The following is a 14,041-nucleotide window of genomic DNA, read 5'->3' on the forward strand; positions in this document are numbered from 1 at the left end:
GTGGGAAGGCTCAGACAGCTAGGATGTTGGCTTAGAAGCAGCCATCATTTAAAGAAAGCGTAATAGCTCACTAGTCGAGTCGGCCTGCGCGGAAGATGTAACGGGGCTCAAACCAGGCACCGAAGCTGCGGATTCACACTTATGTGTGAGTGGTAGGGGAGCGTTCTGTAAGTCTGCGAAGGTGTATCGAGAGGTATGCTGGAGATATCAGAAGTGCGAATGCTGACGTAAGTAACGATAAAGGGGGTGAAAAACCTCCTCGCCGGAAGACCAAGGGTTCCTGTCCAACGTTAATCGGGGCAGGGTGAGTCGACCCCTAAGGTGAGGCCGAAAGGCGTAATCGATGGGAAGCAGGTTAATATTCCTGCACGACTTGTAATTGCGATGGGGGGACGGAGAAGGCTAGGTGGGCCAGGCGACGGTTGTCCTGGTGAAAGTGCGTAGGCGGTATTTCTAGGCAAATCCGGAGATACAACGCTGAGACACGAGACGAACGCACTACGGTGCGGAAGCCATTGATGCCATGCTTCCAGGAAAAGCCTCTAAGCTTCAGATTACAAGTCATCGTACCCCAAACCGACACAGGTGGTCGGGTAGAGAATACCAAGGCGCTTGAGAGAACTCGGGTGAAGGAACTAGGCAAAATAGAACCGTAACTTCGGGAGAAGGTTCGCTCTTGACAGTGAAGTCCCTTGCGGATGGAGCAGTTGGGAGTCGCAGTGACCAGATGGCTGGGACTGTTTATCAAAAACACAGCACTCTGCAAACACGAAAGTGGACGTATAGGGTGTGACACCTGCCCGGTGCCGGAAGGTTAATTGATGGGGTTAGCGCAAGCGAAGCTCTTGATCGAAGCCCCGGTAAACGGCGGCCGTAACTATAACGGTCCTAAGGTAGCGAAATTCCTTGTCGGGTAAGTTCCGACCTGCACGAATGGTGTAACCATGGCCATGCTGTCTCCACCCGAGACTCAGTGAAATCGAATTCGCCGTGAAGATGCGGTGTACCCGCGGCTAGACGGAAAGACCCCGTGAACCTTTACTACAGCTTGGCACTGAACATTGAACCTACATGTGTAGGATAGGTGGGAGGCTTTGAAGGCGTGACGCCAGTTGCGCTGGAGCCGTCCTTGAAATACCACCCTTGTATGTTTGATGTTCTAACGCAGGGCCCTGAATCGGGCTCGCGGACAGTGCCTGGTGGGTAGTTTGACTGGGGCGGTCTCCTCCCAAAGAGTAACGGAGGAGCACGAAGGTTGGCTAATCCTGGTCGGACATCAGGAGGTTAGTGCAATGGCATAAGCCAGCTTAACTGCGAGACGGACAGGTCGAGCAGGTACGAAAGTAGGTCATAGTGATCCGGTGGTTCTGAATGGAAGGGCCATCGCTCAACGGATAAAAGGTACTCCGGGGATAACAGGCTGATACCGCCCAAGAGTTCATATCGACGGCGGTGTTTGGCACCTCGATGTCGGCTCATCACATCCTGGGGCTGAAGTCGGTCCCAAGGGTATGGCTGTTCGCCATTTAAAGTGGTACGCGAGCTGGGTTCAGAACGTCGTGAGACAGTTCGGTCCCTATCTGCCGTGGGCGTTGGATGATTGAAGGGAGTTGCTCCTAGTACGAGAGGACCGGAGTGAACGAACCTCTGGTGTTCGGGTTGTCACGCCAGTGGCACTGCCCGGTAGCTAAGTTCGGAATCGATAACCGCTGAAAGCATCTAAGCGGGAAGCGAGCCCTGAGATGAGTCATCCCTGACCCCTTGAGGGTCCTAAAGGGCCGTTGGAGACCACAACGTTGATAGGTGGGGTGTGTAAGCGCGGCGACGTGTTGAGCTAACCCATACTAATTACCCGTGAGGCTTAACCATACAACACCCAAGAAGTGTTCTGAGGCTTGTAACAGATACCAAGTGAACTACTAACTAATTCAGTGATAACGACAAGCCACGAGCAACATCGTTATTTACGTCAGCTTTTTCAGATTGAAGTTATTTGCCTGGCGGCCATAGCGCCGTGGAACCACCTGATCCCATGCCGAACTCAGAAGTGAAACGCGGTAGCGCCGATGGTAGTGTGGCATTCGCCATGCGAGAGTAGGACACTGCCAGGCACCCAATTAAACAATGATGTGCAAATTCATGTCATTGGCCGAGAGGATGGCACCTCTGATAAGCGGCAAAAGATTTAGCGAAAAGCTAACCAAATAGCGGAGCGGTAGTTCAGTTGGTTAGAATACCGGCCTGTCACGCCGGGGGTCGCGGGTTCGAGTCCCGTCCGCTCCGCCAGTAATTTTAAAGGCCTTCCCGATTGGGAAGGCCTTTTTGCTATGGGCGGATTTTGCCCATTGCCCCCCATGCTTGCACACCAGAGCGAACAGCAAAGCCCGGCCTCTCGACCTGGCTTTGTCATTTTTAGTATGTAAAACAGCCCACATCTGGCTTTTTCCTGCCGAAAGAGGGCTAAAAAACCTGCTACTCCCTCCTTTTTGTATCTATATCACGACTTTTTTGCTCAATTAATAACCATCTTAACAGGGCTATGGTCGACTAAATCAGGCTTCTGCCGCCTGTTGGTGTCAACGCCGACCGAAAACTGATCCACTCTGGCTAATTTCGCCGATTGAAAAGTGATCCACCCGGACATGGGGTTAATTGGTTTTGGGTGTGGCCCCCGCTTTGCGTTTCTCTTTCAAACGATAGCTTTCACCGCTGATCTGAACGATGTGTGCATGATGTAACAGTCTATCGAGCATAGCTGCCGTCAGTGTCTGATCATCGGCAAAGGTGCTGGCCCACTGGCTAAAGGGCAGATTGCTCGTCAAGATCAGGCTCCCTTTCTCATAACGTTTGGCGATCACATTGAAAAACAGGTTTGCTTCCTCACGCCCAAACGGCAAGTAGCCTATCTCATCGATCACCAGTAAACGCGGCCCCATCACGACACGGCTGAAGTAGGCATTAAGCCGCTCCTGTCGTTGAGCTGCTTGAAGCTGCAACATCAGGTCTGCTGCGCTGATAAATCTGGTCTTGATGCCAGCCATCAGAGCCCGATAGGCCAGTGCGATGGCAAGATGCGTCTTGCCCACTCCGCTTGGGCCCAGCAGCACTATGTTTTCGCTCCGCTCGATAAAGGCCAGACTGGCCAACTCCTGCAACTGGCTGCGAGGTGCGCCACTGGCAAAGCCGAAGTCGTACTGCTCCAGCGTTTTGACCACGGGTAAAGTGGCCAGTTTGAGCAAGGTCTGGCGGGTGCGCTCGGTCCTCAAGGTCTGCTCTGCGTGCAGCAACCACTCCAGATAATCGGCGAAGCTCGCCTCCTCGTTGGCCGCCTTCTGAGCTAGTGCTGACCACTGGGCAGCAATCCCTTCCAAGCGCAGCGCCTGACTCAGGGCCATCAGGCGTTCATGCTGCAAGTTCATACGTTCACCTCCAGCAGGTCTTGGTATACCGATAGCGGATGCTGCAAGCTCTCCAGCGGCATGGGGCGCGCAGTGGCCGTGGTGCCGGGACTAACGGGTAGCGTCTGTGGCAGGGGTAGAAAATGAGGCAGCTCTTGTTGCAATCGGATAGCCGGGACTTCACCGGTAGTACCATGGCTACGCTGGTTGGCGATGTCTTCCAACCAGGGGCCGATATGGGCATTGGCGGTTGACACATCTAGCGCCAGTCCTGCCTGCTTGAGGGTGGCTGCCAGTGGTGTGACAAAACTGCGTTTGAGGTAGCCGTTGAAGCGCTCGACCTTGCCTTTGGTCTGGGCCCGGTAGGGACGGCAGACGCGGGGGCGAAAACCGAACTCTTCGGCCAAGGCGAGCAGGGCCGGGTGCCAACGATGGTCACCTTCACCGTAAGCATCCCGTTCGCGGATGATGGTGCTGGCATTATCAAATAGCACCTCCTGCGGGACCCCACCGAAGAAATGACAAGCCTCACGCAGTCCGGTCAACCAGGCATCATTACGTTCGTGATCGAAGAAACGGACATAGCTGGCGCGGCTAAATCCCAGGGTAGCAACAAAGGCCTTTAGAGGCCGATTGCCGCGGCGGATAATGGTGAAATCGACCTGCATCTGTTTACCGGGGGCCGTTTCAAAACGGACGATGGTGCCAGAGGCGTCATGGCGCAGAGGCGATAACCAGGTCTTGAGCTGGGAGAGCCCGCCAGTGTAACCATGCTCTCGCAGTTCCCTGAGCAGAACCGTCGCCGGGATCCAGTGTGGCTTCGCTGCCTGGATACGCGCTTGCAGATAGGGTTTAAAAGGATCGAGCTTGGTTGGTCGGGCTGCTCGGCTGGGATAGATTGGCAGGCCCGGGTTGCGCAGATACTTGCGAACCGTGTTACGGGACACCCGCAATTGCTGGGCGATAGCCCGGATGCTCATGCCCTGACGGGCCAACACTCTGATTTCCACTGATAACTCCTGGGTCAACATGGGCGTGGCTCAAAAGCCACGATCTTGGCCCAGGTGGGTCAACTTTACTCCGGCGTTAGTGGGTCATTTTTACATCGGCGGTGACATGTTGGCTACAGGGCAGTTCCATATTGACCACCCCATCCTCCATCTGGACATCGATCTTGAAGCCAAGCCGCTTGGCGAGGTTGATCATGCCGCGATTGCCGGACGTGGCGGACAGTCAGTCCTTCCGTGAGGGCTTGCGCGTAGTCTTCCCAGCACTGCGCTTTACGTAATCTGGCCAAGGGGGTCCTGGTCAGCACGGTGCTGGTGCGCAGACACAGTTTGCAACGGTAGCGACGTAGTCCCCGACTCCATCCCCAGGGAGCCAACTGATTGGCATCGGCCTGACAATGTGGGCAACCACGGCATGCAGGTAACTGGGAGTTCAGGGAGGTAATGGCGTGGGGCGCAGTGAGCTCCTGTTGGGCAACACGGCGTTGGCGCAGGGTAAGTTGTGGAAAGAGAGACAACAGGTGTTGAAAGGCTGGGGTATCCATGATGGTAGACCTCAAAGTGATGGCCTACTTCAAGCTTGGCCTTTCAACAGATAATTGGGACAGCGCCAAACAAAGAGGCCTTCCCGTTGGGAAGGCCTCTTTTCTTTATCTATCAGGGGATTGCTATCACTTGGTCGCTTTATCAGGGCTTCTCTTTCTTGCCAATGCTCAGGCCCAGCTTGATGGAGAGGGCTGCCAGTAGCAGTAGCATCATGATCAGGGAGAAGAAGTTGCTGCCGAGCTCCGGGTATTGCACCTTGAGCAGCGCGGAGTGACCGAAGGCACCGATAAAGAGGCAGAGCAGGGTGCAGATGGGGGTATTGCCCACCATGGGTTCGTGGCGATAGTGCTGGAACAGCTGATAGGCCGCCAGCCAGAGGGCAATCAGCGGGAAGAAGGAGAAGGGCACGACCGAATTGGTCAGCACGGCCAGAGAGGCATCGCCACAGATACCAATCAGCATGGCCATGGCGAGCGGTTTTTTCGGGATCATAAGCTGTTCAGGCATGTCGTTCTCCATCCTGTGGTCATGGGTGAGGTTCACGGCGCTTCTGGTTTTGTACCTCGGCGCCCATGGCGATCATCCGCAGTTGGCGAATTGTACGGTCGGAGAGTGCCCGGCACTCTTCGTTAGTCATGTCGAGCGCATCGGCACCGGCACTGAATACGATGGTGACCATGGCTTCTGCCTGGATGTAGGCATCTTCCCGTGGCGCTTCGGTGGTGGCTTCCAGATAATCGGTCAGCTCGGCGATGAAGTGCTGGATTTCGCGAGCCACCGCCTGACGAAAGGCGGCCGAGGTGCCGGAGCGTTCCCGCAGCAGCAGCCGGAAGATGTTGGGGTTGTTCTCGACGAACTCCATAAAAGTCTGCACCGAGGTGCTGATGACACTGCCGCCACCGGCAATGCGCTGGCGTGCCTGGCGCATCAGTTGGCGCAGGGTGAGACCCCCTTCGTCAACCAGGGTCAGGCCCAGCTCCTCCATGTCGCGAAAGTGGCGATAGAAAGAGGTGGGGGCGATACCCGCTTCACGAGCGACTTCCCGCAGGCTGAGATTGGAGAAACTCCGATTGGCGCACAGTTGGCTGAATGCAGCGTCGATCAATGTACGCCGGGTTTTTTCTTTTTGTTGAGCGCGAATACCCACGAAATCAGTCACCTTCAGCTTATTGAGGCCAAATGATAACCCGAAGGCGCCTCAGGGTCAGGTTTGTATCCTACTTTTTTACCATTGACCGTGAGGAAATCGCCATAGAAAATGGCTAACAGCTGTTCGCTGAAAGGATGCAATGAGATGGCCAGACCCCCAATAATTTTGACCAATACCCTGCTGTTCTCCCTCTCCGGGATAGTGGCGTTGATTGTCGTGCCCTGGTACGGCGTGATCCACGGTTATGATCTCTGGCAGTGGGCCAGTTTCCTGTTGTTGTTCTGCCTGAGTGGTCTCTCCATCACCGCAGGCTATCACCGGCTCTGGTCGCACAAGGCCTATAAGGCGCACCCCGCTTTGCAGTGGTTGTTTGCCATCGGCGGCGCGTTGGCGTTGCAGAATTCGGCCCTGCACTGGTCGGCTGATCACCGCCGTCACCATCGTCATGTGGATGACAACGAAAAAGACCCCTACAGCGCGGGGCGCGGTTTCTGGTACTCCCACATCGGCTGGATGTTGCGGGAGCATCAGGGAGAGCGTTATGGCGATTACAGCAATGTGCGGGATCTGCAGAACAATCCGGTCGTCGCGTTTCAGCACCGTCACTATCTGACGCTGGCGCTGGCGGCCAATCTGGGGTTGCCGCTGCTGCTAGGCCTGTGGCACGGGGATCTGCTCGGCATGCTGCTGTTGGCGGGCGTGCTGCGGATGGTGATGACTCACCACACCACCTTCTTTATCAATTCGCTGGCCCATATCTGGGGCAGTCAGCCCTATACCGACCGCAATACCGCTCGCGACAACGGCATCCTGGCCTTTTTCACCTTTGGCGAGGGGTACCACAACTTTCACCACCTGTTCGAAAATGACTACCGCAACGGCATTCACTGGTGGCAGTTCGATCCGACCAAGTGGCTGATCCGGCTCGCCTCCTGGTGCGGTCTGGCGGGGGACCTCAGATCCTCGCCGGAGGAGCGTATCGAGCAAGCCAGACTGCAGATGCAACTGAAGCGGGCACAAGCCAGGTTGCGCAAGCAGGAAGATCGCGAGCTATGGCAGGCGTTGCTGCAGGAGGAGTACGACAAACTGAGCGAGCAATTGCAGCACTACTATGCCAGTCGCAAACGGCTGCTGGAGTTGCGCAAGCGCAAGGCGCTGGCGCGTTATGACCGCTTCAAGCTGCAACTGGAGTACCGGGCCCTGCGGGACGGCTTTATCGCAGGTAAGCGCAACTGGAGTCGCCTGCTGGCAGGCATTGCATGATGCCGTCCGGGTATCACACAGACTAAAAGAGAAGACCGCCAGTTGGCGGTCTTCTCTTTGGTATGCATGTTTGAACGGGCTAGTTGGCTTGGCTCTGCTGTTGCAACTGATCCAGTGCCTGTTGCTCCTGCTGGCTGAGACCCAACTGTTCGCAGGCCTGTTCAAAGCTGATCCCCAGATGGCACATCATGATGTCCAATAACGGGAGGGCTAGTTGGCTTGGCTCTGCTGTTGCTGCAACTGATCCAGTGCCTGTTGCTCCTGCTGGCTGAGACCCAGCTGTTCGCAGGCCTGCTCAAAGCTGATCCCCAGATGGCACATCATGATATCGATGGCGGGCAGATAGTTTTTCATAGCTTCTTCCATGGTGATCCTCCAGACCCGTCACTTATGCCCTGAACCACACGGGGGGGCAATTAGACTTTAGGCTTAGGCTGCCCATTTGATAAGCAGCTCTGCCACTGCAGCAAGGAATTTGTTACCCTGCACCATGATAAAAACGGTTGCCGTATGACAGCGAGCAACAGGTGAGGAGCAGGGCATGTTATTGAGTTTCTTGATCATCGCTTCCGGTTGGTGGCATATCCGCGCTGCCTACGGTTCAGATAGTCGCCAGTTCTATATAAGTAAGCCGCTGACCATGCTGCTGATCATTGCGCTGGCGTTCGGTTATCAGAGTTATGACCACGATGGTTCTCACGCCTGGATCTTGCTCGGTCTTTGCCTCTCGCTGGCGGGTGATGTATTGCTGATGCTGCCAACTGATCGCTTTATTCAGGGACTGGCCGCATTTTTTGTCGCGCACCTCTGCTATATCGTCGGCTTTGCCCAAGGGCCGCTGGTGCTCAAGTTGGTCGATGGCTTGCTGCTGTTACTGGTCGCAGGCATGGTGTTTGGCATCTTGTGGGGCAAGCTGGGGGAGATGCGGATCCCGGTCTTCTGCTACATGCTGGTGATCATCGGCATGGCTTGGGTTGCCGCCGGTGCCTGGCACGCCTCGCTCACCGCAGGTTCTGCGGCAGCGCTGGTGGGGGCGCTGATGTTCCTCTTCTCCGACTGCATGCTGGCACTTGATCGTTTCCGCCGTCCCTTTCCCCACGCCCGCGCCTGGATCATGAGCAGCTACTTCGCCGCGCAATTCCTGATTGCGGGGTCGCTGGCGGGATAACGTCCGGTGGTTGAGTGCAGGTAACAGATAAAGAAAAACGGGCGCTTGCCCGTTTTTCGTTTTATGCCTCGGCTGTTTTTTACGCCTCTAGCGGTTCGGCATCCGCCGCCCGTGGCGCGGGGGATTTGAGCAACAGCATCAGGGCGCTGGCGATCAGCAGGAAGATCCCCATGATGTAGAACACCTGATTGTAGGCCATGATGGCCGCTTCCCGGTTGATGGTATTGGTCAGCATGGCTTGTGCCTGCTGCTGAGCGATCTCCGGACTTGATCCCTGCTCCATCATGGTTTGGGCCAACTGCAGCAGATAGCTCTGCCCCTCGATACTGCTGGCGGCCAGGGTGCTGCTGATCTGCACCACATGAGTGCGAGTATCGTTGTCGAGCAGGGTGGCGATGATGGCGATACCGAATGCGCCGCCGAGGTTGCGCAGCACGTTGAGCAGGGTCGAGGAGGAGGGGATCTCGTCGTGGCTCAGGCTGGCGGTGGCGACCAGGGAGAGCGGCACCATGATGAAGGGTTGCCCCAGTGCCCGTACGATCAACGCTTGTATTAACTGTGGCCCGGCATAGTCGGCACTCATATTGACGTTCATAAAGCAGCTGACGGCGAAGATCAGAAAGCCGAAGCTCACCAGATAGCGCGGGTCTATCTTGTGGGTCAACCTGGGCACCAGCGGTAGCACCAACAGTTGCGGTAATCCCATCCACATCAGTACCTCGCCAATCTCCAGCGCGTTGTAGTTGTGGATCTGGGTCATGTAGAGCGGTAGCACGTAGATGGAGCCCATCAGCGCCATCCCGAGGATCAGATAGGCGAAGCAGGCCAGCGCGAAGCGCGGGTTGTGCAGCAGCCGCAAATTGACTAGCGGGTGCCGCCGCATCAGCTGGCTGATGACAAAGAACACCAGCGCGACTGCCGAGATGACCGAGAGTCGGATAATGAAACTCGAGCCGAACCAGTCCTCCCGGTTGCCCTCCTCTAGCACCACTTCCAGCAGGCCGAGGCCGAGCGCCATGGTGACGATGCCGATCAGATCGACCTGCTTGATCACTGCCCAGTCCACCGGTTTCTTGTCCAGCCCGTAGGCCAGCATCGCCATCACCAGCAGTCCCGGCGGCACATTCATATAAAAGATGTAGTGCCACGATATCTGTTCGGTGAGCCAGCCACCGAGGGTCGGGCCGATGGCCGGGGCGAAGGTAGCACAGAGGCCGAACAGCGCCATGCCGGTAGCTCGTTTATGCAGTGGCAGCAGGGTAACGATGAGGGAGAAGGCCATCGGGATCAGCGCACCACCGGTGAAGCCCTGCAGCGCCCTGAAGATGATCATGCTGGTGAGGTTCCAGCTGAACGAGCAGAGCACGGAAGCGATAATAAAGGCGCCGGTGGTCCAGAGCAGGTAACGGCGCACGCTCAACCCCCGGCTCAGCCAGCCACTGAGGGGGATGGCGATCATCTCTGCCACCAGATAGGAGGTGGAGATCCAGGAGCTTTCGCTGAGGGTGGCGGATAGCGCTCCCTGAATATCTTTCAGGGAGGCGTTGGTGATCTGGATATCGAGGATGGCCATAAAGGCGCCGATAAGGCCCCCTATGACCGCGATCCAGTGGCGACGTGGAATGGGTTCCATCAGTTGGCGGCAACCACGGCTTCAGGAGTACGGGTATCCACGATCACTTCGCTGGAGAGACCCGGTAGCAGTTTGCCTGCCAGTGAACCCGGCTCGGGGATGCGGATCTTGACCGGCACCCGCTGGACGATTTTGGTGAAGTTGCCGGTGGCGTTCTCCGGTGGCAGCAGGGCGAACTTGGCGCCAGTGGCGGGGGAGAGACTGTCGATAATCCCCTCGACCGGCTGATCAGGGTAGGCATCCAATACCACTTCTACTTTCTGGCCCGGCTGCATGTGGGCGAGCTGGGTCTCCTTGAAGTTGGCCTCGACCCATACCTGTTGTAGCGGCACCAGGCTGGCGACCTGCATGCCGGACTGGACATAGAGCCCCTCCCGCAAGCTGCGCTTGCCGATGATGCCATCGGCTGGTGCCCGCAGTTCGGTGTAAGTCAGCTCCAGCCTCGCCTCTTCCAGTTGTGCTTCGCTCAGGGCCAGCCTGGCCAGATTCTGTTTGCGTTCGGCATCCAGTACCAGCAGTCGCTCGCGGGCGGCCTGCAGGGCGGCTTTGGCCTCTTGCTCCTGTGCCAGATTGACCTGCAGACCGGCCCGCACCTCGTCCAGACTGTCTTGCGAGCTGTAGTTACGCTGGTTGAGCTGGCTGATCCGGTTCACTTGTTGGTGGGCACGCAGTTGCTCGGCACTGGCGGAGGCGACTCTGGCCTCCGCTTGCTGGATCAGGCTCAACTGCTGGGTGCGGGTGGCGGCCAGATTTTCGGCGGTGGCCTGATTGAGTTGCAGATTGGCTTCGGCCTCTGCCAGCTTGTTCTTGTATTCGCGATCATCAAGACGGGCGATCAGCTGGTCTGCTTTGACCGGTTGGTTATCGGTGACCAGTACTTCGCTGATATAGCCAGGCAGTTTGGATCGGATCCCGGTCACTTCGCTCTGCAGATAGGCGTTGTCAGTACTTTCGAAATAGCGGCCGTGCAGATACCAGTAACCGGCGAACAGCAGACCGATCAGCACCAATATCATGGCGGCTAGCAGGGGAATTTTTTGGTGTTGACGCATTTGGCGGGATTCCTGAACGTAAGGCGAGCAGGCTAACACTGGTCGACTGTTTCGATTAGTATTGGTTCACGAGATATACAGTTTCACTGGTGCAACAATGGATCTCAATGCAGCGTTAATTCTGGTGCGTATTGTCGACAAAGGTTCGTTTACCGCCGCCGCTCAGGAGTTGGGGATGACCAAGGCGATGGTGAGTCGCCGTATCGCCGAACTGGAGCAGCGGCTCGGGGTACGTCTGCTCTATCGTTCTACCCGTCAGCTCACCCTGACCGAGGAGGGGGAGAAGTACTATCTGCACTGCAGCAAGGCGGTCGATGCCCTGACCGAGGCGGAGCTGATGTTGAGCGCCAGCCAGCAGGAGGTGACCGGCACCCTCAAGCTGGCAGTGCCTATCGAGACGGGGCAGTTGGTGATCGGGCGGATGGTCGCCAAATTTTTGCAGGTCTATCCCGGCTTGCAGGTAGAGCTGGAGTTGACCAACCGGGTGATCGATCCCATCAGCGAAGGGTTGGATGCGGTGATCCGGTTCGGTGACATGAGCGACTCCAATCTGGCGGCGCGGCGGCTCTGGAGCACCGGTCGGCTGCTCTGTGCCAGTCCTGACTATCTGGCGCGCAGTCCGGCCATTACCCGGCCAGAGGATTTAACCGACCATGAGCGAGTGACGGTGAGCAGTGGCTTTCTCGCTTCTCACTGGTGTTTCGACCGGGATGGTAAAGAGGTGCTGGTTGACCCCCCATCCCGTTTTCGGGTCAATAATATTACCTGTGCCCGGGAGGCGGCGAAGGCGGGGATCGGGTTGGCTTCGCTACCCGCTATGCTTTGTCAGGAAGAGCTGGCCAGTGGCGAACTGGTGACCCTGTTGCCGGAGTGGCAGCAGCCCAGAGTGCCGATTTACCTGCTGTTTCCGGAACGGCGGCTGATGCCGCGCAAGCTGCGGGTATTTATCGATTTCATGGTGGAAAATAGCGCCGAGTTTGGCATCGACAAGTTGTTGTAAGGGGGAGCTATGGATAACTGGATCAATCTTTATCGCGCTTCTCATACCCTGGAGGCCCACGCCCTGAAAGGGGCACTGGAGGCGGAAGGGGTGGTGGTGCGGCTCAATGGCGATGGACTGTTTGGCGCCCTGGGAGACCTGCCGGTAGACATGCTGCAGGTGACCCTGCTGGTGCGTGGCGAAGACCGCAGCAAGGCGGGGCGGGTCATCGAGCGTTACCAGCAGCGCCAGGGTAATGGCTGGCTCTGTGGCCAGTGCGGGGAGGAGAACGGCGCCAACTTTGAGGTCTGCTGGCGCTGTCATCACGATCCCCACGACAGCTGATCTCTCTGCCGCTAGCGCAGCGGGAAGTCGATATCTTCCCCTGCGCTGGCATCATGGTAGGTCGCCAAATCCAGCTCGTTCTCGCTGCGGGCGATCAGCACAGATACCAGAATATCCCCCGATACATTGACCGTGGTGCGCGCCATGTCGAGGATCCGGTCAATACCTGCAATCAGCGCCACTCCTTCCAGCGGCAAACCGACCGCCGTCAGGGTCAGGGTCAGCAGCATTAGCCCAGTGCCCGGGGTGCCTGCGGTGCCGATACTGGCCAGGGTGGCGATGCTGATGATGGTCAGGTAATCCACCATGTGCAGATCTACCCCGAACGCCTGTGCCACGAACAGTGCGGTCACCCCCTGATAGAGGGCGGTGCCATCCATGTTGATGGTGGCACCGATGGGCAGCACCTTGGCGGTAATAGTGGGTGAGACTCCCAGCCGCTGCTCGGCGCAGGCCAGACTGATAGGCAGGGTGTTGTTGCTGGAGCTGCTGGTGAAGGCCACTGCCTGGGCATCGACGATGCTCTTGAAGTAGTGCAGCGGATTGAGCCGTGCCAGCAGGAGCAGCAGGGTGCTGTAAACGCCGAGCACGTGCAGCAGGCAACCGAGGTAGACAGCGCCGATCACCTTGAGCAGCGGCAGCAGCAGCTCGAGGCCGTACTTGCTGGTCATCCAGGCCATCAGGGCGCAGACACCGTAGGGGGCGAGCGCCATCACCATCTGGGTCAGCTTGAACATCCCCTCGGCCAGCGAGGTAAAGAAGAGAATGGCAGGACGGCCACGACGACCACAGGCATTGAGGGCCAGCGCCAGCGCCACCGCAAAGACGATCACCTGCAGAATTTTTCCATCCACCATCGCTTGCACCGGATTGCTTGGCACCAGGTAGCCGAGCACATTGGCTAGCGAGGGTGACTCCAGCATTGTCCCGGGCCGCAGATAGGGGCCCATGTCGGCGCCCACGCCCGGTTCCAGCAGCCAGCCCATCATCAGGCCGATGCAAATGGCGATGGCGGTGGAGCAGAAGTAGAGGCAGATGGCCTTGATACCGATGCGATCCAGGGCCTTGCCCTTGAGCAGCGAGGTGAGGCCAGCGATGACCGAGCAGAAGATGAGGGGCACCATCAGCATCTGGATGGTGTTGACGAACAACACGCCAATGGGCTTGAGCAGCAAGGCTTGCTCCTCAATGCCGACCCCGAGGCCGACCCCCAGCAGCATGCCGATCAGGGTCTTGAGCCAGAGCGGACGACGAGTCCAGATCTGCCAGGGCTTGATAGCCTCTCCATGGAACTGCATGACGCCAATATCCTTATACATTGTCTGCGATGGCTAAAATGGGGCGCCAGTGTAGCGATCCCTGCACCGGGTTGCCACATTATCGACAAAGCGTGGGCGCTGACCACCCCTCTGGTCAGCTAATGCGCGGTTTGTTGGTTTATATCAAGGTCTCTCGGTGTGAGGCAGGCTTTAATGTACATTCTGCATATTTATTATTGGG

12 protein-coding genes, 1 tRNA gene, 2 rRNA genes and 1 pseudogene (1 of these 16 cut by a window edge) are annotated in these 14,041 nt (G+C 57.3%); 7 read left to right on the forward strand and 9 right to left on the reverse strand.

Annotation, left to right across the window (positions count from 1 at the left end; genetic code table 11):
- From ACY8FN_RS05025 to ACY8FN_RS05035, 3 genes are all read left to right on the forward strand, one after another.
- A 23S ribosomal RNA gene (locus tag ACY8FN_RS05025) occupies positions 1-1,869 on the forward strand (it extends 1,021 nt beyond the left edge of the window).
- 127 nt (positions 1,870-1,996) lie between these two features.
- Positions 1,997-2,111, forward strand: a 5S ribosomal RNA gene (gene rrf, locus ACY8FN_RS05030).
- A 98-nt stretch (positions 2,112-2,209) separates the two neighbouring features.
- Positions 2,210-2,286: transfer RNA gene (locus ACY8FN_RS05035), tRNA-Asp, on the forward strand.
- A gap of 362 nt (positions 2,287-2,648) precedes the next feature.
- Here ACY8FN_RS05035 and istB read toward each other — a convergent pair.
- The 5 genes and pseudogenes from istB to fabR form a co-directional block, all read right to left on the reverse strand.
- The gene (istB, locus tag ACY8FN_RS05040) at positions 2,649-3,419 is read right to left on the reverse strand and encodes an IS21-like element ISAeme17 family helper ATPase IstB (protein ID WP_099994263.1); all 771 of its coding nucleotides are present in this window, start codon (positions 3,417-3,419) and stop codon (positions 2,649-2,651) included.
- On the reverse strand, positions 3,416-4,429 hold the full coding sequence (gene istA, locus ACY8FN_RS05045; protein WP_463099388.1) for an IS21-like element ISAeme17 family transposase: 1,014 nt from the start codon (positions 4,427-4,429) through the stop codon (positions 3,416-3,418). Before istA ends, istB begins: the two co-directional genes overlap by 4 nt.
- 194 nt (positions 4,430-4,623) lie before the next feature.
- Positions 4,624-4,950: pseudogene (locus ACY8FN_RS05050) on the reverse strand (transposase); the annotation flags it as partial.
- Positions 4,951-5,092: 142 nt separating this feature from the next.
- Complete coding sequence (locus ACY8FN_RS05055) at positions 5,093-5,458, reverse strand: YijD family membrane protein (protein ID WP_157830522.1); 366 nt, start codon at positions 5,456-5,458, stop codon at positions 5,093-5,095.
- A 19-nt stretch (positions 5,459-5,477) separates the two neighbouring features.
- A complete protein-coding gene (gene fabR / locus ACY8FN_RS05060; RefSeq protein ID WP_139729466.1) occupies positions 5,478-6,098 on the reverse strand; it encodes an HTH-type transcriptional repressor FabR in 621 nt (206 codons plus the stop codon).
- A 147-nt stretch (positions 6,099-6,245) separates the two neighbouring features.
- Here fabR and ACY8FN_RS05065 point away from each other — a divergent pair, with 147 nt between their 5' ends.
- The gene (locus ACY8FN_RS05065; protein ID WP_463099389.1) at positions 6,246-7,364 is read left to right on the forward strand and encodes an acyl-CoA desaturase; all 1,119 of its coding nucleotides are present in this window, start codon (positions 6,246-6,248) and stop codon (positions 7,362-7,364) included.
- Between the two features lie 210 nt (positions 7,365-7,574).
- Here ACY8FN_RS05065 and ACY8FN_RS05070 read toward each other — a convergent pair whose 3' ends face one another.
- The gene (locus ACY8FN_RS05070; RefSeq protein WP_005348505.1) at positions 7,575-7,730 is read right to left on the reverse strand and encodes a hypothetical protein; all 156 of its coding nucleotides are present in this window, start codon (positions 7,728-7,730) and stop codon (positions 7,575-7,577) included.
- A 175-nt stretch (positions 7,731-7,905) separates the two neighbouring features.
- Here ACY8FN_RS05070 and ACY8FN_RS05075 point away from each other — a divergent pair, with 175 nt between their 5' ends.
- Entirely contained in the window at positions 7,906-8,532 is a 627-nt protein-coding gene (locus ACY8FN_RS05075; protein WP_101326240.1) for a lysoplasmalogenase, read from the forward strand.
- Between the two features lie 79 nt (positions 8,533-8,611).
- Here ACY8FN_RS05075 and ACY8FN_RS05080 read toward each other — a convergent pair whose 3' ends face one another.
- On the reverse strand, positions 8,612-10,165 hold the full coding sequence (locus ACY8FN_RS05080) for a DHA2 family efflux MFS transporter permease subunit (protein WP_139690753.1): 1,554 nt from the start codon (positions 10,163-10,165) through the stop codon (positions 8,612-8,614).
- A complete protein-coding gene (locus tag ACY8FN_RS05085; RefSeq protein ID WP_101316679.1) occupies positions 10,165-11,217 on the reverse strand; it encodes an HlyD family secretion protein in 1,053 nt (350 codons plus the stop codon). Before ACY8FN_RS05085 ends, ACY8FN_RS05080 begins: the two co-directional genes overlap by 1 nt.
- A gap of 97 nt (positions 11,218-11,314) precedes the next feature.
- Here ACY8FN_RS05085 and ACY8FN_RS05090 point away from each other — a divergent pair, with 97 nt between their 5' ends.
- Positions 11,315-12,217 (forward strand): LysR family transcriptional regulator, encoded by a 903-nt coding sequence (locus tag ACY8FN_RS05090; RefSeq protein WP_438579784.1) that lies wholly within the window; start codon positions 11,315-11,317, stop codon positions 12,215-12,217.
- Between the two features lie 9 nt (positions 12,218-12,226).
- Positions 12,227-12,541 (forward strand): putative signal transducing protein, encoded by a 315-nt coding sequence (locus tag ACY8FN_RS05095; RefSeq protein ID WP_042019746.1) that lies wholly within the window; start codon positions 12,227-12,229, stop codon positions 12,539-12,541.
- 11 nt (positions 12,542-12,552) lie between these two features.
- Here ACY8FN_RS05095 and ACY8FN_RS05100 read toward each other — a convergent pair whose 3' ends face one another.
- Positions 12,553-13,839 carry a dicarboxylate/amino acid:cation symporter gene (locus ACY8FN_RS05100; protein ID WP_463099390.1) on the reverse strand — a complete coding sequence of 429 codons (1,287 nt, stop codon included), beginning with the start codon at positions 13,837-13,839 and terminating at the stop codon, positions 12,553-12,555.
- Positions 13,840-14,041: the final 202 nt, after the last annotated feature.

The sequence above is a fragment of the Aeromonas sp. 160P genome (assembly GCF_055193095.1).